The 18,929-nt window shown below is 51.7% G+C and carries 20 protein-coding genes, 3 tRNA genes and 1 pseudogene; 15 read left to right on the top strand and 9 right to left on the bottom strand.

The annotated features are described in order from the left end of the window. Positions 1-27 precede the first annotated feature (27 nt). Positions 28-750 carry a quorum-sensing transcriptional regulator SdiA gene (gene sdiA, locus NL510_RS14235; protein ID WP_253384926.1) on the top strand — a complete coding sequence of 241 codons (723 nt, stop codon included), beginning with the start codon at positions 28-30 and terminating at the stop codon, positions 748-750. Between the two features lie 65 nt (positions 751-815). Here the strand turns inward: sdiA and NL510_RS14230 are convergent, their stop codons facing one another. Both NL510_RS14230 and NL510_RS23025 read right to left on the bottom strand, forming a co-directional pair. Continuing rightward, positions 816-1,040, bottom strand: a complete 225-nt coding sequence (locus NL510_RS14230) for a DUF2594 family protein (protein WP_253377783.1) — start codon at positions 1,038-1,040, stop codon at positions 816-818. Next, a complete protein-coding gene (locus tag NL510_RS23025; RefSeq protein ID WP_436299135.1) occupies positions 1,027-1,107 on the bottom strand; it encodes a hypothetical protein in 81 nt (26 codons plus the stop codon). The genes NL510_RS14230 and NL510_RS23025 overlap by 14 nt, the downstream gene beginning before the upstream one ends. Before the next feature lie 404 nt (positions 1,108-1,511). On the opposite strand from NL510_RS23025, the gene uvrY reads away from it, so the two are divergent. The 6 genes from uvrY (at position 1,512) to NL510_RS14200 (ending at position 5,064) form a co-directional block, all read left to right on the top strand. After that, positions 1,512-2,168, top strand: a complete 657-nt coding sequence (gene uvrY / locus NL510_RS14225; protein WP_253377782.1) for a UvrY/SirA/GacA family response regulator transcription factor — start codon at positions 1,512-1,514, stop codon at positions 2,166-2,168. Continuing rightward, complete coding sequence (gene uvrC, locus NL510_RS14220; protein ID WP_253377781.1) at positions 2,165-3,997, top strand: excinuclease ABC subunit UvrC; 1,833 nt, start codon at positions 2,165-2,167, stop codon at positions 3,995-3,997. Before uvrY ends, uvrC begins: the two co-directional genes overlap by 4 nt. A gap of 56 nt (positions 3,998-4,053) precedes the next feature. Further along, positions 4,054-4,602 carry a CDP-diacylglycerol--glycerol-3-phosphate 3-phosphatidyltransferase gene (gene pgsA, locus NL510_RS14215; protein ID WP_131632208.1) on the top strand — a complete coding sequence of 183 codons (549 nt, stop codon included), beginning with the start codon at positions 4,054-4,056 and terminating at the stop codon, positions 4,600-4,602. A 163-nt stretch (positions 4,603-4,765) separates the two neighbouring features. Beyond that, a tRNA-Gly gene (locus NL510_RS14210) sits at positions 4,766-4,841 on the top strand. A 51-nt stretch (positions 4,842-4,892) separates the two neighbouring features. Continuing rightward, positions 4,893-4,966, top strand: a tRNA-Cys gene (locus NL510_RS14205). 11 nt (positions 4,967-4,977) lie between these two features. Further along, a tRNA-Leu gene (locus NL510_RS14200) sits at positions 4,978-5,064 on the top strand. 109 nt (positions 5,065-5,173) lie between these two features. Here the strand turns inward: NL510_RS14200 and NL510_RS14195 are convergent. Beyond that, positions 5,174-5,721 (bottom strand): annotated as a pseudogene (locus NL510_RS14195) (tyrosine-type recombinase/integrase); the annotation flags it as partial. 310 nt (positions 5,722-6,031) lie between these two features. On the opposite strand from NL510_RS14195, the gene NL510_RS14190 reads away from it, so the two are divergent. Continuing rightward, entirely contained in the window at positions 6,032-6,700 is a 669-nt protein-coding gene (locus NL510_RS14190) for a YecA/YgfB family protein (protein WP_253377780.1), read from the top strand. A 33-nt stretch (positions 6,701-6,733) separates the two neighbouring features. On the opposite strand, the gene tyrP is transcribed toward NL510_RS14190, so the two are convergent. The 3 genes from tyrP to yecR form a co-directional block, all read right to left on the bottom strand. After that, on the bottom strand, positions 6,734-7,945 hold the full coding sequence (gene tyrP, locus NL510_RS14185; protein ID WP_253377779.1) for a tyrosine transporter TyrP: 1,212 nt from the start codon (positions 7,943-7,945) through the stop codon (positions 6,734-6,736). A gap of 136 nt (positions 7,946-8,081) precedes the next feature. Next, entirely contained in the window at positions 8,082-8,579 is a 498-nt protein-coding gene (ftnA, locus tag NL510_RS14180) for a non-heme ferritin (RefSeq protein WP_253377778.1), read from the bottom strand. A gap of 203 nt (positions 8,580-8,782) precedes the next feature. Further along, positions 8,783-9,121, bottom strand: coding sequence for a YecR family lipoprotein (gene yecR, locus NL510_RS14175; RefSeq protein WP_253377777.1), 339 nt, complete (start codon positions 9,119-9,121; stop codon positions 8,783-8,785). A gap of 242 nt (positions 9,122-9,363) precedes the next feature. Between yecR and NL510_RS14170 the strand changes: the two genes are divergently transcribed. Next, positions 9,364-10,002 (top strand): RpiB/LacA/LacB family sugar-phosphate isomerase, encoded by a 639-nt coding sequence (locus NL510_RS14170; protein WP_253377776.1) that lies wholly within the window; start codon positions 9,364-9,366, stop codon positions 10,000-10,002. Between the two features lie 43 nt (positions 10,003-10,045). Here NL510_RS14170 and NL510_RS14165 read toward each other — a convergent pair whose 3' ends face one another. Further along, positions 10,046-11,467: an MFS transporter gene (locus NL510_RS14165; protein WP_253377775.1), complete on the bottom strand. Its 1,422-nt coding sequence runs from the start codon at positions 11,465-11,467 to the stop codon at positions 10,046-10,048. Between the two features lie 213 nt (positions 11,468-11,680). Here NL510_RS14165 and azuC point away from each other — a divergent pair, with 213 nt between their 5' ends. Next, complete coding sequence (gene azuC / locus NL510_RS14160) at positions 11,681-11,764, top strand: stress response protein AzuC (RefSeq protein WP_014832437.1); 84 nt, start codon at positions 11,681-11,683, stop codon at positions 11,762-11,764. Between the two features lie 107 nt (positions 11,765-11,871). After that, the gene (locus NL510_RS14155; protein ID WP_253377774.1) at positions 11,872-12,123 is read left to right on the top strand and encodes a DUF2766 family protein; all 252 of its coding nucleotides are present in this window, start codon (positions 11,872-11,874) and stop codon (positions 12,121-12,123) included. An 80-nt stretch (positions 12,124-12,203) separates the two neighbouring features. On the opposite strand, the gene NL510_RS14150 is transcribed toward NL510_RS14155, so the two are convergent. After that, the gene (locus NL510_RS14150) at positions 12,204-13,547 is read right to left on the bottom strand and encodes an anaerobic C4-dicarboxylate transporter (RefSeq protein WP_253377773.1); all 1,344 of its coding nucleotides are present in this window, start codon (positions 13,545-13,547) and stop codon (positions 12,204-12,206) included. A gap of 167 nt (positions 13,548-13,714) precedes the next feature. Continuing rightward, the gene (locus NL510_RS14145; RefSeq protein ID WP_253377772.1) at positions 13,715-14,218 is read right to left on the bottom strand and encodes a non-heme ferritin-like protein; all 504 of its coding nucleotides are present in this window, start codon (positions 14,216-14,218) and stop codon (positions 13,715-13,717) included. A 261-nt stretch (positions 14,219-14,479) separates the two neighbouring features. Here NL510_RS14145 and NL510_RS14140 point away from each other — a divergent pair, with 261 nt between their 5' ends. From NL510_RS14140 to araH, 4 genes are all read left to right on the top strand, one after another. Next, positions 14,480-15,037 (top strand): DJ-1/PfpI family protein, encoded by a 558-nt coding sequence (locus tag NL510_RS14140; protein ID WP_253377771.1) that lies wholly within the window; start codon positions 14,480-14,482, stop codon positions 15,035-15,037. Positions 15,038-15,353: 316 nt separating this feature from the next. Further along, complete coding sequence (araF, locus tag NL510_RS14135; protein ID WP_253377770.1) at positions 15,354-16,343, top strand: arabinose ABC transporter substrate-binding protein AraF; 990 nt, start codon at positions 15,354-15,356, stop codon at positions 16,341-16,343. A gap of 70 nt (positions 16,344-16,413) precedes the next feature. Beyond that, the gene (araG, locus tag NL510_RS14130) at positions 16,414-17,928 is read left to right on the top strand and encodes an L-arabinose ABC transporter ATP-binding protein AraG (protein WP_253377769.1); all 1,515 of its coding nucleotides are present in this window, start codon (positions 16,414-16,416) and stop codon (positions 17,926-17,928) included. A 14-nt stretch (positions 17,929-17,942) separates the two neighbouring features. Then, positions 17,943-18,923, top strand: coding sequence for an L-arabinose ABC transporter permease AraH (gene araH / locus NL510_RS14125; protein WP_253377768.1), 981 nt, complete (start codon positions 17,943-17,945; stop codon positions 18,921-18,923). Positions 18,924-18,929: the final 6 nt, after the last annotated feature.

Raw genomic sequence — 18,929 nt, 5'->3', positions numbered from 1 at the left:
CTTTATCAGAGGCTTCATTCAGTAAGTATGAGGGATTCAGACTTTTTCACCTGGCGACGGGAATGCGTGTTCCTGTTTCAGGAATTGACCTGTGCCGACGAGGTATATCAGGAACTTCAGCGGCAAACACAGGCGCTTGAATTCGACTATTTCGCGCTCTGCGTTCGCCACCCGGTGCCTTTTACGCGCCCTAAGATTTCTGTTCACACCACCTATCCGCAACAGTGGATGGCGCAATATCAGTCAGAGAATTATTACGCTATCGATCCGGTGTTAAAGCCGGAGAATTTCATTCAGGGCCATTTGCCCTGGACGGATCAATTATTTGCCGGTGCAGAGGAGCTTTGGAATGGCGCACGCGACCACGGCCTACGCAGGGGAATAACACAATGCCTGATGCTGCCTAACCATGCGATGGGCTTTCTGTCGGTGTCCCGTACTGGCGCGATAGAGAGCGCATTCGCCAACGAAGAAATTGAGTTACGGCTGCAAATCCTGGTGCAAATGGCTTTAATGGCTCTGCTGCGTTTTGAAGATGCGATGGTGATGCCGCCAGAAATGAAGTTCAGCAAGCGTGAACGGGAAATCCTGAAATGGACAGCCGAAGGTAAGACATCTGCTGAAATAGCCATCATTCTCTCCATTTCAGAGAACACGGTTAACTTCCATCAAAAGAACATGCAGAGAAAATTTAATGCTCCTAATAAAACGCAGATTGCGTGTTATGCGGCGGCGACAGGAATGATCTGATTAGGCAATACGTTCTGCGTGTCAGACAAGATAATGGCTGAATGCGCTGCATCCAGCCGTTTTTTTTACTGGCGGTAAGCTTGTTTAATTTGCTTAACGGTATTGGCAAATACCGCCGATTCGGACCGATCTTCCATCTGCGCGATCTGTTTTTCCATCTTAATGATCACACGGCCTGCGTCAGCCTGGCCCATAGCCTGCAGCATGAGCGTCAGCAGCGACTTAAGGCAGTTTACTTCCTGCGCCAGTTCTTGGGTATTCTCCGCAGTGGCGAATTCAGGTGTGCTCATCTATTTTCCTCAGTATTAAACAGCGCCTGGGCGCGACGATGAAAGTTAAGGCGGCGGAGTATACCACAAGCCGGGTAAAAAAAAGCAGTGGTTGTTTTTTTTGTACTTTTGCATTTGTTGTTTATTTGCGTAAACAGGTTATGAAGCCAAACTACACAACGGTTTATGAGGTATTAATTGTTTATCGCCGGTTCGCTTGTCGTTAATTATTGTTACAAAAATTTGAGAAGTGTATTTTTAGCGGGTGCGGAGAGGCTGTTTTCTGTAACTTTTTGAATACAGTTGCTCAAAATTAGCCGAAGAAGCCCAAAATTTAAGGATTTTTACTCCCCCGCCTGTACAGACTAATTTCCAAAAACGAGAGCGAAATCGAATACGCAGTTTTTAAACGTTTTAATCTTGCGGTGAAAACCGTTAATATAAACCCAATTAGCAGTCAGTAGCGTTATCCCTTTTCTGGAGACATTTCCTTTGATCAACGTCCTTCTTGTTGATGACCACGAACTGGTGCGCGCAGGGATACGACGCATTCTTGAAGATATAAAGGGTATTAAAGTCGCAGGTGAGGCGTGTTGTGGTGAAGATGCCGTTAAATGGTGTCGCACTAACTCCGCCGATGTGGTGCTAATGGATATGAACATGCCCGGTATTGGTGGGCTTGAAGCAACACGTAAAATCGCGCGTGCCTTTGTAGACACAAAAGTCATCATGCTGACCGTCCATACCGAGAACCCTTTGCCCGCAAAAGTGATGCAGGCAGGCGCTGCCGGTTACCTGAGCAAAGGCGCCGCTCCGCAGGAAGTGGTCAATGCTATCCGCTCTGTGTTTTCCGGTCAGCGTTATATTGCCTCTGATATCGCTCAGCAAATGGCATTGAGTCAGATTGAGCCGGAGAAAACCGAATCACCGTTTGCCAGTTTGTCTGAGCGTGAATTGCAGATTATGCTAATGATCACTAAAGGTCAGAAGGTGGTTGAGATTTCCGAGCAGCTTAACCTCAGCCCGAAAACGGTCAACAGCTACCGCTATCGTATGTTCAGTAAACTGAACATTCACGGCGATGTCGAACTGACTCATCTGGCCATTCGCCATGGTTTGTGTAATGCGGAGTCGTTAGTAAGTCAGTGATTGAAGCGTTTGATTCAAAAGCATTTCTGAAAACCGTTACCACCCAGCCGGGCGTTTATCGGATGTATGACGCTGGCGGTACGGTTATCTACGTGGGAAAGGCGAAAGATCTCAAAAAGCGTCTTTCCAGCTATTTCCGTAGCAATCTTGCCTCTCGTAAGACCGAAGCGCTGGTCGCACTTATTCAGAATATTGATGTCACCGTGACCCATACGGAGACCGAAGCGCTGCTGCTTGAGCACAACTATATCAAGTTGTATCAGCCGCGCTATAACGTACTGCTGCGTGATGACAAATCCTATCCGTTCATCTTTCTCAGTGGCGATACTCATCCTCGTCTGGCAATGCATCGCGGGGCAAAGCATGCGAAGGGGGAATATTTTGGTCCTTTTCCGAACGGCTATGCGGTGCGTGAAACCCTGGCGTTGCTCCAGAAGATTTTCCCGGTTCGCCAGTGTGAGAATAGCGTTTACCGTAACCGTTCCCGCCCATGCTTGCAGTACCAGATTGGCCGCTGCCTGGGGCCGTGCGTTGCCGGTCTGGTGAGCGAGGAAGAGTACGCGCAACAGGTAGACTATGTCCGGCTATTTTTAGCCGGAAAAGACGATCAAGTTCTGACTCAGCTCATCGCCCGCATGGAAAAAGCCAGCGTAGCGCTGGAGTTTGAAGAGGCCGCGCGTACCCGCGACCAAATCCAGGCCGTGCGCAGAGTCACGGAGAAACAGTTCGTCTCCAACACCGGCGACGAACTTGACGTTATCGGTGTTTCTTATGATGCGGGGCTGGCCTGTGTCCATGTGCTGTTTATACGTCAGGGCAAAGTGCTCGGCAGCCGTAGCTATTTTCCAAAAGTGCCTGGTGGTACAGAACTGGGCGAAGTGGTTGAAACCTTTGTCGGCCAGTTTTATCTACAGGGGAGCCAGATGCGCACGCTGCCCTCGGAGATCCTGCTCGACTTTACGCTCGCCGATAAAACCCTGCTGGCCGATTCGCTTTCCAGCCTGGCGGGGCGGCGGGTGAATGTGCAGACGAAACCCCGCGGCGACCGCGCGCGCTATCTGAAGCTGGCGCGAACCAACGCGGCCACCGCGCTCACCACTAAACTCTCTCAACACGCCACGGTGAACCAGCGCTTAACCGCTCTGGCAGAGCTGTTGAAGCTGCCTGGGATCAAACGCATGGAGTGTTTTGACATCAGCCATACGATGGGTGAGCAGACCGTCGCATCCTGTGTGGTGTTTGATGCCAATGGGCCACTGCGTGCCGAGTATCGTCGCTATAATATTACCGGGATCACCCCGGGGGATGATTATGCGGCAATGAACCAGGTGCTGCGTCGTCGTTATGGTAAAGCCATCGAAGAGAGCAAAATCCCGGACGTTGTTCTCATCGACGGTGGGAAAGGGCAGTTGGGTCAGGCCAAAGCCGTATTTGAATCGCTGGATGTGGGCTGGGATAAAACGCATCCCTTATTATTAGGCGTGGCGAAAGGGGCCGATCGTAAAGCCGGGCTGGAGACGCTCTTCTTCGAACCGGAAGGCGAGGGCTTTAGCCTGCCGCCAGATTCCCCGGCGCTGCATGTTATCCAGCACATTCGTGATGAGTCGCACGATCATGCGATTAGCGGGCACCGTAAAAAACGGGCGAAGGTAAAAAATACCAGTACGCTGGAGACCATTGAAGGCGTTGGGCCAAAACGCCGCCAGATGTTGTTGAAGTATATGGGCGGATTGCAAGGATTACTCAATGCCAGCATGGAGGAAATTGCAAAAGTGCCGGGTATTTCGCAAGCGCTGGCAGAAAAAATCTACTACTCGTTGAAACATTGAGTGCTCTGTAGCAACATAGAGCTAAATTTTACTGACAACAAACAGTTACCGTCATTATGCGATTTAATATCCCTACGTTGCTCACACTTTTTCGTGTGGTCCTTATCCCGTTCTTTGTACTGGCATTTTACCTGCCGGTTGTCTGGGCCCCTTTTGCCTGTGCGCTGATTTTCCTGGTGGCTGCGGTCACGGACTGGTTTGACGGTTATCTGGCGCGCCGCTGGAATCAAAGCACCCGTTTTGGCGCCTTCCTCGATCCTGTCGCTGATAAAGTGATGGTGGCTATTGCGATGGTGCTGGTGGCCGAGCACTATCACACCTGGTGGGTGACGCTGCCTGCCGCAACCATGATTGCCCGCGAGATTATTATTTCTGCCTTGCGCGAGTGGATGGCGGAGCTGGGTAAACGCAGCAGCGTGGCGGTCTCCTGGATCGGCAAAGTCAAAACCACCGCGCAAATGGCCTCTCTGGTCTGGATGCTGTGGCGTCCGAACGCCTGGGTTGAGTGGGCGGGGATTGGTCTACTGTGGGTGGCTGCGGTGCTGACTCTGTGGTCAATGCTGCAATATTTGAACGCTGCACGCGGCGATTTGCTTGAACAGTGATCGTTTCGCCGTAATTTTCAGCAAACGATCCGGGGATGCAAAAAATAACGTTGACTCACAACGTCATATCAGTAGAATGCAACGCATCGAACGGCGGCACAGTTAGCCGGACGATAATGAAATCAGGATGTTAGCAATCAGTAAGGTGTTAACCTGGTATCATGCGGGAATAGCTCAGTTGGTAGAGCACGACCTTGCCAAGGTCGGGGTCGCGAGTTCGAGTCTCGTTTCCCGCTCCAGTTCAGATGTATCGGCAATTGCGGGTGCAGGTCGAAAGAGACAGAATTTAAGGCGCGTTAGCAAAGCGGTTATGTAGCGGATTGCAAATCCGTCTAGTCCGGTTCGACTCCGGAACGCGCCTCCACTTTCTTCCCTGGCCGGATGGTGGAATCGGTAGACACAAGGGATTTAAAATCCCTCGGCGTTCGCGCTGTGTGGGTTCAAGTCCCACTCCGGCTACCATGGGGAAAGTAAAATAAAATCAATGATAAGCAGTGTCGTAAAGCCGCCCTACAAGGCGGTTTTTTTATGCCAAAATCCCTTTTCCCAACATGTTTCCTAACATCATTCCTCATTTTTGCCCGCCGACCACTGGCACTATTTTCACTTTGCGGTCGTAGCGAGCGGTCTGAGTGATGGTTTTGTGCCCGGAAATTTGCTGTTTTTCCTGCAGACTTCCATCCAGATCTGAAACGCCTTTCGCCTTTAAATCGTGAAAAGTAAAATTAAAAAGGAGATGAGGGAATTTTTTCTGCGCTTCTTCTTTTGTCTGCTGCCACCTGCTATTGAAACCATCTCGCGTGTATCTACGGCCATTTTGCTGATGAAGGACGTAGATACTGGAAAGCCCGTCCTTAAGCGGCAGCGAGCTCGCTAACCTGACAGCGGCCGCCAGGCGATCGGACCATGCCTTGATCTGTTTTGCGGCGGTCTTGCCCTGGCGAATAAAAATCCCTTCTGGCAGCAGTTGCGATTTCTGCAGTCCCAGCACATCCCCCTGCCGCGTAAGGCAAAGATATGCGATCTCCATGCAGCCACGCCGCGCTTACCCATGTACTGACTGATGTGCTGAGGCTTGATGCTGTCGGGGTCCATTTTTCCAAAAACCGAGAGTACTTTTTGTAATCTTTTCGCGTTTCTTTTCTACGGCGAGGTTTCCTTGCGCTGAAAGGCGCGCAGAAAATTAAGCAAAATCGCTGCCAGATTGATTAACCCATTGACTGAGTTGCGACCTGTTGAATAGAGAGCACCGTCCTGCGGGATAGATGGAAATTACAGCGGAGATCACATCCCGTTAACAACAAAGCCCATAAGTTGTGCAAGCATCACGATTTGCACGTTTATCCAGAAATAAAGGCCTAAACTTCAGATAGGCATGGGCGGCGATCTATGCCAGGATCTTTTTCTTTAAGTATCAGGAGTGTCTGCAATGGCTGAAGGCCCATTAAATGAAAGCGAAATGGCGTGGCTGGAAGAGACGTTAATGTCTTATGGTCATGAAGATGCGTCCGTGGTTGACGTGTCCGAACTTGACGGCATGCTTACCGCAGTGCTTTCCGGCCCAGTGGTTGTTGAACCTGATGCCTGGCTGGTGGCGGTATGGGGGGGTGAGAAACATATCCCACGCTGGAAAAACGATCGGGAGATGAACCGTTTTATCGATCTCTGCTTTAAGCATATGAACGATATTGCTGAACGCCTGAGCGATTACCCCGATCAGTTTGAGCCACTGTTTGGTTATAACGATGTCGACGGCCAGAGCTTTACCGTGGTTGAAGAGTGGTGCTATGGCTACATGCGCGGTGTGGCACTGACCGACTGGTCTTCCTTGCCACAGGAGCTGAAGGCCAGTCTGGACGTTATTGCGCTACACGGATCGGTTGAAAACAGCGACAAGCTGGACGCGTTGACCGAAGAGGAGTATACCGCCAGCATCGAGAGCATTCAGCCAGCGGCGCTACGTTTGTACAACTACTGGGTGGAAAACCCGCAGCAGCCGGTCGCGCACAAGCCGACGGTGAATGGCGCGAAGGTTGGGCGCAACGATCCCTGCCCGTGCGGCAGCGGGAAGAAGTTTAAGAGCTGTTGCTTGCACTGATGATAAAGGGGGCTAATCGCAGCCCCTTTATCATTACCCCACTTCTGGCAACACCCGTGCTGCAATCAGCACCTGCACCAGAATGATCACCACCCCAAAACCAAATACAATGCATAGCAGCGGTTTGCCCCCCGCGACCCGATATCCTGACCCTGGATGTTGCTGGCGACTTTTCCACGCCAGCAGGGAAGGGAGCAGCAGAGCAAGGACGGATAACGCCACGCCCGCATATCCCAGTGCCATCACGAACCCGCGCGGGTAAAACAGAGCAAAGGCCAGCGGAGGCAAGAAGGTGATCGCCCCCGTCTGTAAACGACCCGTGACGGTATTACGACGCTGGAAAAGGTCTGCCAGGTAATCGAACAGACCGAGCGCCACGCCCAGGAACGAGGTCGCCAGCGCAAGGTCAGCGAACAGATGCACCGCCAGCTCAACGTGCGATGAGAAGACGACTTCACGCAACGCCTTCAGTAAACCGTTCAGACCAGAGTGTTCGGCCATCAGGCCAATAAAAGTGGAAGAGTCAATACTGCCAAGCGTCACCAGTTGCCAGAAGATATAGGCAATCAAGGGTATGGCGCTACCAATAATAAAGACGCGGCGCAGTTTACCCGTATCGCCATTCATATAGCTGATGATGCTTGGCACGCTACCGTGAAAGCCAAAAGAGGTGAAAATGACCGGGATCGCGGATAACGCCAGCCCTTTTTCCAGCGGCAGCGTCAGCAGGTTAACACTGTGAATATGCGGTGCCAGCAGGGCCAGCATTACCACCAGGAACAGAATTTTGGCGCTAAACAGAAAGCGGTTGAACAGATCCACCAGCGAGGTACCGACACACACCACGCCGCCGCCGATCAGCGCGAAGACGATTGCCCCTGTCGCAGGGGTAATATCCGCGTCGAACCCGTCGTTGACGCTGGAGGCGATAAGCTCACCGGCCCCGCTGATATAGGCAGCGGCCAGCGCGTACAGCAAAAACATCATGCTAAACCCGGTTATCCACTGGCCATAACGTCCAAGATAGCGCGCGGCGAGTGAACCTAAACCGGTATCGACAGGAACATGCTGATACACCTCAAGTAGTAGCAGTGCCGTGTAACACATTAATGCCCAGAGCATGCCCAGCAGTAACAAGGTGACACCAAATCCGACGCCTGCGGCAGCCAACGGCATCGCCAGCATTCCTGCGCCAATCGTCGTACCCGCGACGATAAAAATACTTCCCAGGGTTCTGTTTTTCACGCTTTCCTCTACAACGATTCGCCATCGCGACAAGATCTGCGGCGCAGAGTAAGGGAAAAGCGTTTCCTCGTCAAATCAACGTTACAGGAGTTGTAACGATGTTTTTACAAGCTGGTGGGTCAGCGCCGTTAAGACATTAATTCTGGGCGTCAAGGGTTGCCAGTTCTTTATCGATAAAGTACAGACCTTCACCTGATTTACCGGCCAGAGACAGTTTATCCAGTACGGATTTAAACAGCTTCTCTTCTTCGTGTTGCTCTGCCACATACCACTGCAGGAAGTTAAAGGTGGGGTAATCCTGGCTTATCATGGCCGCATGAACCAGTTGGTTAATTTTCTGAGTGATTAGCTGCTCGTGCTCATAGGTAGCGTGAAACAGATCATCAAGCGAGCCATATTCGGCAACCGGAGAAGGAATAGTTTCGATAAGAGGCAGACTGCCGGTATCGGTAAGATAATCAAACAGACGCTGCATGTGCGTCATCTCTTCCTGGGCGTGACGACGCAGGAATGCCGCAGCGCCTTCAAAGCTGTTATAGCTGCACCAGGCGCTCATCTGCTGGTAGAGAAGGGATGAAAAAAGCTCAAGGTTCATTTGTGCATTGAGCTTGTCGATCATTTCAGTTTTCAGCATGTGGAAGCTCCTGTTTATTATTTCTTGTTCACGATGAGCGACACTATAATTTGTTATTAAATTATTTGCAAAAAGTAAAATTAATATTCTTTTATTTAAAATGCGAATAGGAATAAAACGCATTGGCACTTTAAAAATATATATTAATGAGCATTGTTTATATTCTTTATTCATTCTCTGCCAGCCCAGGCTGGCAGATGTGATTAATACCAGGGGTTATTGGCGTTAGGGCTTATGGCATAGCCCATGCATTTAAACTGAATCGTCACGGTCTCGTTTAAACACAGCGAGCCGCTGATCAGGGTACAGGTTTTAATGGGCTGACCATACGCTGAAGCGGTGGCGAACCCCATGCTCTGACAGGCTTTCTCTGCGCTACCCTTGTTCACGTACACATCGGAATGGGCATTCTGCAGCATTGCCTGCCCATAGTTAAGGCGGACAATCCCGCCTGGCGCGTCCAGGTGACTGACCTCAGCCTGGCGGTTAATGCTACATCCTGCGAGCAGCAAGGTCGTAACGGCAACGATTACAGTTTTCATAGGTCGCTCTGAAGAAATAGATTTAGGGTATCCTACCCACAGATCCCCGGTGCAATGGCTGGAATAGCCGGACAATCTGCACTTTCTCTTTGCAACGGCCAGGGGCCTTCGAAATTGTGAGCGAATCTTTGTTTTTTAAAACAAGTTTTCAGTTAATTTGAAAACATGTTTGTTTGATAGTAAGGTGAAAATGAAAAGCTACTCATAGCGGAACCTCCCGCAACGCATTCAGGAGAAAAAAGATGAAAATTGCACTGATGATGGAAAACAGCCAGGCTGCTAAAAATCCTATCATCCTCAATGAGTTAAAAGCTGTGGCTGATGAAAAAGGCTTCCCGGTGTATAACGTTGGCATGAGCGATGAAAACGACCATCATCTGACCTATATCCATCTGGGGATTATGGCCAGCATTTTGCTGAACGCGAAAGCCGTTGATTTTGTTGTTACCGGCTGCGGCACGGGCCAGGGTGCGCTGATGTCTCTGAATATCCATCCCGGCGTTATCTGCGGTTACTGTATCGATCCCGCTGATGCTTTCCTGTTCGCCCAAATCAACAACGGTAACGCACTATCTCTGCCTTTCGCAAAGGGGTTTGGCTGGGGGGCAGAATTGAACGTTCGCTTTATTTTTGAGAAAGCTTTTACCGGCCGTAACGGTGAAGGTTACCCACCTGAGCGTAAAGAGCCACAGGTACGCAACGCTGGTATTCTGAACCAGGTGAAAGCAGCAGTCGTGAAAGAGAACTATCTCGACACTCTGCGCGCGATCGATCCTGAGCTGGTGAAAACGGCCGTTTCCGGTCAGCGCTTCCAGCAGTGTTTCTTTGAAAACTGCCAGGACAACGAGATCGAAGCTTTTGTTCGCGGCATTGTTGGCTAAGCATGTGTTTGCCGGGCGGCGCTGCGCTTGCCCGGCCTGCAGATTACCTTTTTACCGATACCGCACTGCCCGAATCTTTCTTCAGATGTAGCGTATCAAACATCCCCACCAGACAAATCAACGCGATGACAACAAAAGCCAGCCGGAAGCTGATGCCGGGAACTACGGCAAGCCCCACGATGCTTTCACTGACTTTTTCGCCAATGCGAATGCCAATTGCCCCTAGCGTGATTCCCAGACCTACAGCAAGCTGCGTTGCGGTGGAAAACAGCGTATTGGCATAGCTCATCTGGGCGGAAGGAACATCCGCAAACGCAAGCGTGCTGACGGCAGTAAACTGGATCGATCGGAAAACCCCGCCAAGGTAAAGGATTAGCATAATCAGCCACACGGAGGTGTCAGGAGTGAGAAACGCGCAGGCCAACAGGGCCAGCACGTTCAGCGCACCGTTGATCAGCAACAGCCGCTTAAAACCTAAAGTGCGAATAAGCGGTGTGGTGACGGGTTTTATGCTCAGGTTGCCGACAAATACCGCCAGCACCAGCAGACCAGAGTGGAACGCATCCATGCCAAATCCAACCTGAAACATCAGGGGCAGGAGAAAGGGGACAGCGCTGATAGAGGCGCGAAACAACGAGCCACCGTACATCGTGACGCGAAAAGTAGGCACCTGCAGCGCATCGAGTCGGATCATCGGCCATTGCGCTCGCTGGAAATGACGGAGCGCGAAAATCAGCGTCCCCGCGCCGATGGCCAACAGTAACCAGGTCAATCCTCCAGGTGCATGCTGCCCGGCCATGGATTCCATCACGCAGACCAGGCTCACCATCCCTATGGTTGTCGCCACGAATCCTGGAAGATCAAACGGACGACGCCCATCCTCATGCAAATCAGGCATTATCCGCAGCGTCAGCACGATGGCGACAAGGCCTAATGGCACATTAATAAAGAAGATCCAGCGCCAGTCGGCGAAGCTTGTGATGAAACCGCCCAGCGGTGGTCCGATGATGGGGGCCACCAGCGCGGGCCAGGTCAGAGTGGCGATAGCGGTAATCAACTGATGTTTTGGCGTGGTGCGCAGAACGGCCAGACGACCGACGGGCACCATGAGCGCACCGCCCACTCCCTGCAACACGCGCATGGCAACAAACTGATCGACGGTAGTTGACAGGCCGCAAAGCACCGAGGCCAGGGTGAATATCGTCAGCGCAAGCGCAAAGACCTTACGCGCGCCGAAGCGGTCTGCTATCCAGCCACTGGCAGGGATCAGCACCGCCAGCGTGATCAAATAAGCGCTGATGCCGATGTTCAAATCAACGGCCTGTACGCCAAAGCTTTTAGCCATGTCCGGCAGGGCTGTCGCAATCACCGTGCCGTCGAGAAATTCCATAAAAAAAGCGCCAGCCACCAACAGGGCAGCGGGCGATAAGCCGCGGCCCTCTTTGCCGGTTATGTTCTCACTCATACTTCAACCTGTCGTTAAAAAAAAAGTATATAAATTTACTGGAACTTATAAAGACGCAACTCACGGTTTTTACATCATTTTATTTAACATCAAGGTGAATTGATGAGTTTATAATCGTGATATTCATCACAAAAGCGTTGATTTTTGTGATGATGGTCATATTATGTGCGTATTCAAAATAACACCTGCATAACACAATATCGGAGCATCATAATGAAACTGCGTAAAATCCTGAAAAGCATGTGGGCTAACTATTGCAACACATTTAAAGACGTCCCACCGGGCGCGATGTTCTGATAAAAAAACCTGCTTCGGCAGGTTTTTTTACGTCTGCGGGCGACGAGAGCGAGATGAAAGGGCGTGGGTTTTGTTACTATGGCGGCCTTTAAATAAGGAGTAAGCCCATGTCACAAAACCTGAGCGCCGATCAGGAACTGGTGTCTGACGTCGTCGCATGCCAGCTGGTTATCAAACAAATCCTTGATGTCATTGATATTATCGCGCCTGTGGAAGTGCGCGAGAAAATGTCTGCCCAACTGAAAAACATCGATTTCACCAGCCATCCTGCTGCAGCGGACCCGGTCACGCTTCGCGCGATCCAGAAAGCCATCGCACTGATTGAACTGAGATTCACGCCGCAGGGTGAATCTCACTAAAATAAACCGATGTTTTGAAATTAGAAACATCTTTCTGACACAATGTCGACGGGTGACAGGGTGTGTTGCCCGGTGTGGCGTCAGAAGAAGGTTTGTACCAACAGATAACTTGCCGCGCAGGCGCAGCTCACGCCAATCAGCCCCGGCAGAATAAAACTGTGGTTGATGATGAATTTGCCGATGCGAGTTGTGCCAGAACGATCAAAGCCGATGCAGGCTAAATCGCTCGGGTAGGTTGGCAGGACAAAATAGCCGTAAGACGCCGGGAAGAAGGCGATCAGCATTTTCGGATCGACTCCCAGCATCAGCCCCATTGGCGCCACGGCCGTTAGCGCAGCGGCCTGGCTATTGACCAGTTTAGACACCAGGAAAAGCACGATGGCGTAAGTCCAGGGATGATTTTTTACGACGCCCTCCAGCGCCACTTTCAGCTCAGTCAGATGCGCCTGAAAAAAAGTATCGCTCATCCACGCCACGCCGAATACCGAGAAAATCGCCACCATTCCCGCCTTAAAGACCGCACCGTTAGAGATAGCGGATGCCTTTACCCGGCAAGCCACCAGGATCACGGCCCCGGCAATAAGCATCATCATCTGTATCACCAGGTTCATTGAAAGCGCGGTCATTTTGCCTTTCATGTCAAAAGCCGGGCGTAGTTCGGGCAATGCGCCGAGCAGAACCACCACCGCGATCCCGGCGAAAAAAATCCATGTGGACCAGTAGGCCTGTTTTGGAAACTGCTGATTCATTAACGTTTCTGTACCGCCGTAGATAAAGTCTCGCTGCTTCGGATCGGTAAGTTTTTTCTGAAATTCCCTGTCATCTGCCAAATCTTTCCCCCGGCGCAGGCTCCACAGCGCGGCGATAGCCACGCCAAACAGTGAGGCGGGGACGGATACCGTAAGAATATCGAGGATCCCCCACGCATGGCCGATCCCGTGCTGTGCGCCCAGTATTGAGACCAGCGATATAACGGCCACGGAAACCGGCGAGGCGGTGATGGCCATCTGTGAGGCAATGGACGATACCGCCATCGGGCGTTCCGGGCGGATCCCTTTTTTCAAGGCAATATCGGCGATAATCGGAAACATGGTGTAGACGACATGTCCGGTACCGCACAAAAAGGTCAGCATCCAGGTGGTAAACGGGGCGAGGAGGGTAATGTGCTGGGGATGTTTACGCAGCAGGCGCTCGGCGAATTGCATCATCACATTCAGGCCACCCGCCGTTTGCAGGGTGGCCGCGCAGCCTATTACGGCCAGGATCGTGAGCATCACGTCAACCGGGGGTTTTCCGGGCTGTAGGCCAAAGACAAAACTTAAAATAAACAGGCCAATCCCGCTTATCAGCCCCAGACCCATGCCGCCAAAACGTGTTCCTGCCAGTAAACAGGCAATAATGACAATAAACTCAATGGTGATCATGATGCTCCCTCGTCAATGATTATGTAATTAAATAAATCATTGCATTTTGCAGGGTTACTCAGTGGGAGCGAGATCTACTTTGTTAAATTTTAAGAAAAGCAGTGGGTTGGAAACGGCCAGCCGGGAATGAGCGTGCCTGCACCTGAGTCAGGGTGCAGGCGGGGGAATCAGTGCTGTTGGTGACTGACGATATCAAGAAGATGGCGGTCGGTCTGTTCCGGGCATAGTCCTAAACGCGTTGCAGCACGGATTTCATCGGCAAGGGTTTGAAGCAAAATGCCGTCCTGCTGTTGCTCTTTGCCCATTGTGCGTAAGAAGTTCAGGGTCAGATTATCTTTAAGCGCTCTGGCTTCATCTTCCAGCGTGCTCAGCGTCGAGCAACGTTGCTCATACTCAGCCAGCGTTTTCTGGAACAATTCTTCCAGTGAAGTGTAGTTATCCTCGATGGCGTCGAGCGCTTGCACAATAGGATTAGCCCCGGCATCTTTCATAAAATCAAAGACGCGCATCATATGCGTGACGTTACTTTGCGCCTGGATACGGAAAAAGGTGGCCGTACCGTTGAGACTGTTCTTAGAACACCACTGACTCAAATAAAGATGCAAATTAGAGGCGTAAAACTCAAGGTTCATCTGTGCATTGAGTTTTTGAATCATCACTTGGGTAGCCATACGAATATCCTTATTTACTAAAAATGTAGTCCGCTGCTTAACCTGTCTTTAAGGCCAATAACACTTACTGCAAGTCACACTCAACCTGTGAGAATAAATTATAGAATAGGATTGTTAGGTTGCTACTGAATGTGATCGCGTATTCACTTCCTGCGTCCGCTGCCCTGCCCACCGTTTTTGTGATCCCTATGCAAGTATATTTGTGCCTGATTTGCAAAAATGAAACGCGGTTTTAAATTAATTTGTGACATGAGGATGCCCATGAAGAGAGTTGCGGTGCTGCTGGCACCAGGTTTTGAAGAGGCGGAAGCCATTATCACCATCGATATTCTGCGCCGTCTGCAGATACAGGTAGAGACGCTGGCGTGCGCGGAGTCACGCGCTGTGGTGAGTTATCACAACATTCCGATGGTGGCCGACAGCACCTTAACAGAGCGAATCGACACGCTTTACGATGCGGTGATATTACCCGGCGGGCCTCAGGGCAGCGTTAATCTGGCTGCTAACCGGGAGGTTATCCGTTTTATTTCTGCCCATGATGAGAGCGGAAAATTGATTTGCCCAATCTGTTCTGCTGCGGCGCGCGTTCTGGGCGGCAACGGTTTGCTCAAGGGGCGCCGCTATGTCTGTTCCGGTGATTTATGGCAGATGATCGAAGACGGTGTATACGTGGATGCGCCGGTGGTGGAGGATAAAAATCTGCTGAGCGGTAAAGGTCTTGGCCACGCTTTTGACTTTGCCCTGACCCTTTCGGCCCGACTGCTGGGGGATGAAACAGCCGCGCGCGATCACGCCGAACACATCTATTACGCCTGGTAACGTGCTGGCCGGACGCCATGGCGTTCGGCTATCAGGGATTTCTTAGCTAATCTTATGGAGAATACTGCTTAACCTCATTTCATTTGTCTGACAAATCCTGCTTTTTTTATGTCATTTATTGCTGAATTTATGTACGCAATTACTGTAATTCTGCTGTGTGATGGCGCTCTCTTATGGATGATTAATTTCCCGCTAAAACTATCACCAGCACTGACGCTTATGATGAGGTAGGCGCTAATGTCTTGTTTTACGTCCGATTAAATAATAAGTACGCCATTTTACCCTACAGAAAAGAATACTTAAGCTGGAGTTTACCATGCACAAATTTACTAAAGCGCTGGCGGCCGTTGGTTTGGCTGCTGTTATGTCACAATCCGCTATCGCAGAAAATTTAAAACTGGGTTTCTTGGTCAAGCAGCCAGAAGAACCCTGGTTCCAGACAGAATGGAAATTCGCCGATAAAGCCGGGAAGGATTTAGGTTTTGAGGTGATTAAAATTGCCGTGCCTGACGGTGAGAAAACGTTGAATGCTATCGATAGCCTGGCAGCAAGCGGCGCGAAAGGGTTTGTCATCTGCACGCCGGATCCAAAACTCGGCTCAGCCATAGCAGCTAAAGCGCGGGGTTATGACATGAAGGTTATCGCCGTTGACGACCAGTTCGTCAATGCCAAAGGCAAGCCGATGGATACGGTGCCGCTGGTGATGATGGCGGCGACAAAAATCGGTGAACGCCAGGGGCAGGAACTTTATAAAGAGATGCAAAAACGCGGCTGGGATATCAAAGAGAGCGCCGTGATGGCGATTACCGCAGACGAACTGGATACCGCGCGTCGTCGTACCTCTGGCTCTATGGAGGCGCTGAAAGCCGCTGGCTTCCCGGAAAAACACATTTATAAAGTACCGACAAAATCCAACGATATCCCGGGCGCGTTCGACGCGGCTAACTCCATGCTGGTGCAACATCCTGAGGTGAAACACTGGCTGGTGGTCGGAATGAACGACAATACCGTGCTGGGCGGCGTGCGGGCAACGGAAGGTCAGGGCTTCAAAGCGCCGGATGTTATCGGTATTGGCATCAACGGCGTTGACGCCGTGAGTGAACTCTCAAAAGCGCAGGCCACCGGTTTCTATGGCTCTCTGCTGCCAAGCCCGGACGTGCACGGCTATAAATCCAGCGAGATGCTCTACAACTGGGTGACCAAAGGGGTTGAACCGCCGAAATTCACTGAAGTGACCGACGTGGTGCTGATCACCCGCGACAACTTCAAGGAGGAGCTGGCGAAAAAAGGACTGGGCGGTAAGTAAAACGCTGTGATTGCGCCCCTTGCATACGTGAGGGGCCAGACGTACACCCTACAGGAATCACGGAGATGTTATGCGACAGTCTGAGCCGTACCTCTCTTTTCGCGGCATCGGTAAAATCTTCCCCGGAGTCAAGGCGCTGACCGATATCAGTTTCGACTGCTATGCCGGCCAGGTTCACGCCCTGATGGGGGAGAACGGGGCGGGAAAATCCACGTTGTTGAAAATCCTCAGCGGCTTCTACACGCCAACGGTCGGTTCGCTGGCTATTCGTGGGGAAGACGTCTCCTTCGCCACTACTACCGCGGCGCTGAACGCCGGGGTGGCGATTATCTATCAGGAGCTGCATTTGATCCCTGAAATGACCGTGGCGGAAAACATCTATCTGGGCCAGCTCCCGCACAAAAGCGGTGTGGTTAACCGGTCGCTGCTTAACTATGAGGCAGGGCTGCAGTTAAAACATCTGGGTCTGGATGTCGATCCGCAGACGCCGCTGAAATATCTCTCCCTCGGCCAGTGGCAAATGGTAGAAATTGCCAAAGCGCTGGCGCGTAATGCCAGAATTATTGCTTTCGATGAGCCAACCAGTTCGCTCTCTGCGCGTGAGATCGAAAATCTGTTCCGTGTGATCCGCGAGTTGCGCAAAGAGGGCCGCACCATTTTGTACGTTTCCCACCGGATGGAAGAAATTTTTGCCTTAAGCGATGCCATCACCGTGTTCAAGGATGGCCGTTATGTCCGCACTTTTACCGACATGCAGCACGTGAACCACGATCAGCTGGTTCAGGCGATGGTAGGTCGCGAACTGGGGGATATTTATCACTGGCAATCGCGCAAGTACGGCCCGGAATGCCTGCGACTGGATAAGGTTAAAGCGCCCGGCGTGCGCACACCGATTTCGCTGTCGGTGCGTAGCGGCGAGATTGTCGGTTTGTTCGGCCTGGTCGGGGCAGGGCGAAGCGAGTTGATGAAAGGCCTGTTCGGCGGGACGCGAATTACCGAAGGGCAAGTTTCCATTGACGGTGTAAAGGTCGACATTCAGAAACCGGCACACGCCATTCGCGCCGGCATGATGCTCTGTCCGGAAGATCGCAAAGCAGAGGGCATTATTCCGGTGCATTCTGTGCGCGACAACATCAACATTTCCGCCCGGCGCAAGTTCATTCGTGCGGGGTGTCTCATCAATGACGGCTGGGAAATGACCAATGCCGAGCGCCATATACGTTCCCTGAACATCAAAACGCCGGGTGCGGAACAACTGATCATGTATCTCTCCGGCGGGAATCAGCAAAAGGCCATTTTAGGCCGCTGGCTGTCGGAAGATATGAAGGTCATTTTGCTTGATGAACCGACGCGCGGCATCGACGTGGGGGCGAAGCACGAAATTTATAACGTGATTTATGAACTGGCAAAACGTGGCGTGGCGGTGCTGTTCGCCTCCAGCGATCTGCCTGAGGTGCTTGGCGTCGCTGACCGTATCTTGGTGATGCGCGAAGGCGAAATTGCCGGTGAATTGCTGCATGAACAGGCGAATGAACAACAGGCGTTGAGTCTCGCCATGCCTAAAGTTAGCCAGGCTGTCGCCTGAGTAAGGAGTCAAAGATGTCCTCTGTTACTACATCCGGAGCGCCGAAATCGGCTTTCAGTTTTGGACGCATCTGGGATCAGTACGGCATGCTGGTGGTTTTCGCCGTACTGTTCCTCGCCTGCGTACTATTTGTTCCCAATTTTGCCAGCTTTATCAACATGAAAGGGCTGGGGCTGGCTATTTCCATGTCCGGGATGGTGGCCTGCGGAATGCTGTTCTGCCTGGCCTCGGGCGACTTTGACCTGTCGGTGGCCTCGGTGATTGCCTGCGCAGGTGTCACCACGGCGGTGGTCATTAATCTGACTGAAAGCCTGTGGATCGGCGTGTTTGCCGGGTTGCTGCTCGGCGTGCTCAGTGGTCTGGTGAATGGTTTTGTGATTGCGCGTCTGAAGATTAACGCTTTGATCACCACTCTGGCGACCATGCAAATCGTGCGTGGTCTGGCGTATATCATCTCTGACGGCAAAGCGGTAGGTATTGAAGACGAGCGCTTCTTTACCCTGGGCTACGCCAACTGGCTGGGGCTGCCCGCGCCAATCTGGCTAACGGTGGCATGCTTGATCCTCTTCGGCTTCCTGCTTAACCGCACCACCTTCGGGCGTAATACCCTGGCCATTGGCGGTAATGAAGAAGCCGCCCGCCTGGCGGGCGTGCCGGTTGTACGCACCAGAATAATCATCTTTGTCCTTTCCGGGCTGGTATCTGCCGCGGCAGGGATTATCCTGGCCTCGCGTATGACCAGCGGCCAGCCGATGACCTCCATTGGGTATGAGTTGATTGTTATCTCAGCCTGCGTTTTAGGGGGGGTATCCCTCAAGGGTGGCATCGGAAAAATCTCATATGTGGTGGCGGGCATCCTCATTTTGGGTACGGTAGAGAACGCCATGAACCTGCTCAATATATCTCCATTCTCGCAGTACGTGGTGCGTGGCCTGATCCTGCTGGCAGCCGTGATATTCGACCGTTACAAGCAAAAAGCGAAGCGTATCGCATGATGTCAA

The organism is unidentified bacterial endosymbiont, assembly GCF_918797525.1.
GTDB lineage: Bacteria > Pseudomonadota > Gammaproteobacteria > Enterobacterales > Enterobacteriaceae > Enterobacter.
The sequence above is the reverse complement of the archived record's forward strand: the minus strand, read 5'-3'. Positions and strand labels throughout refer to the sequence as shown.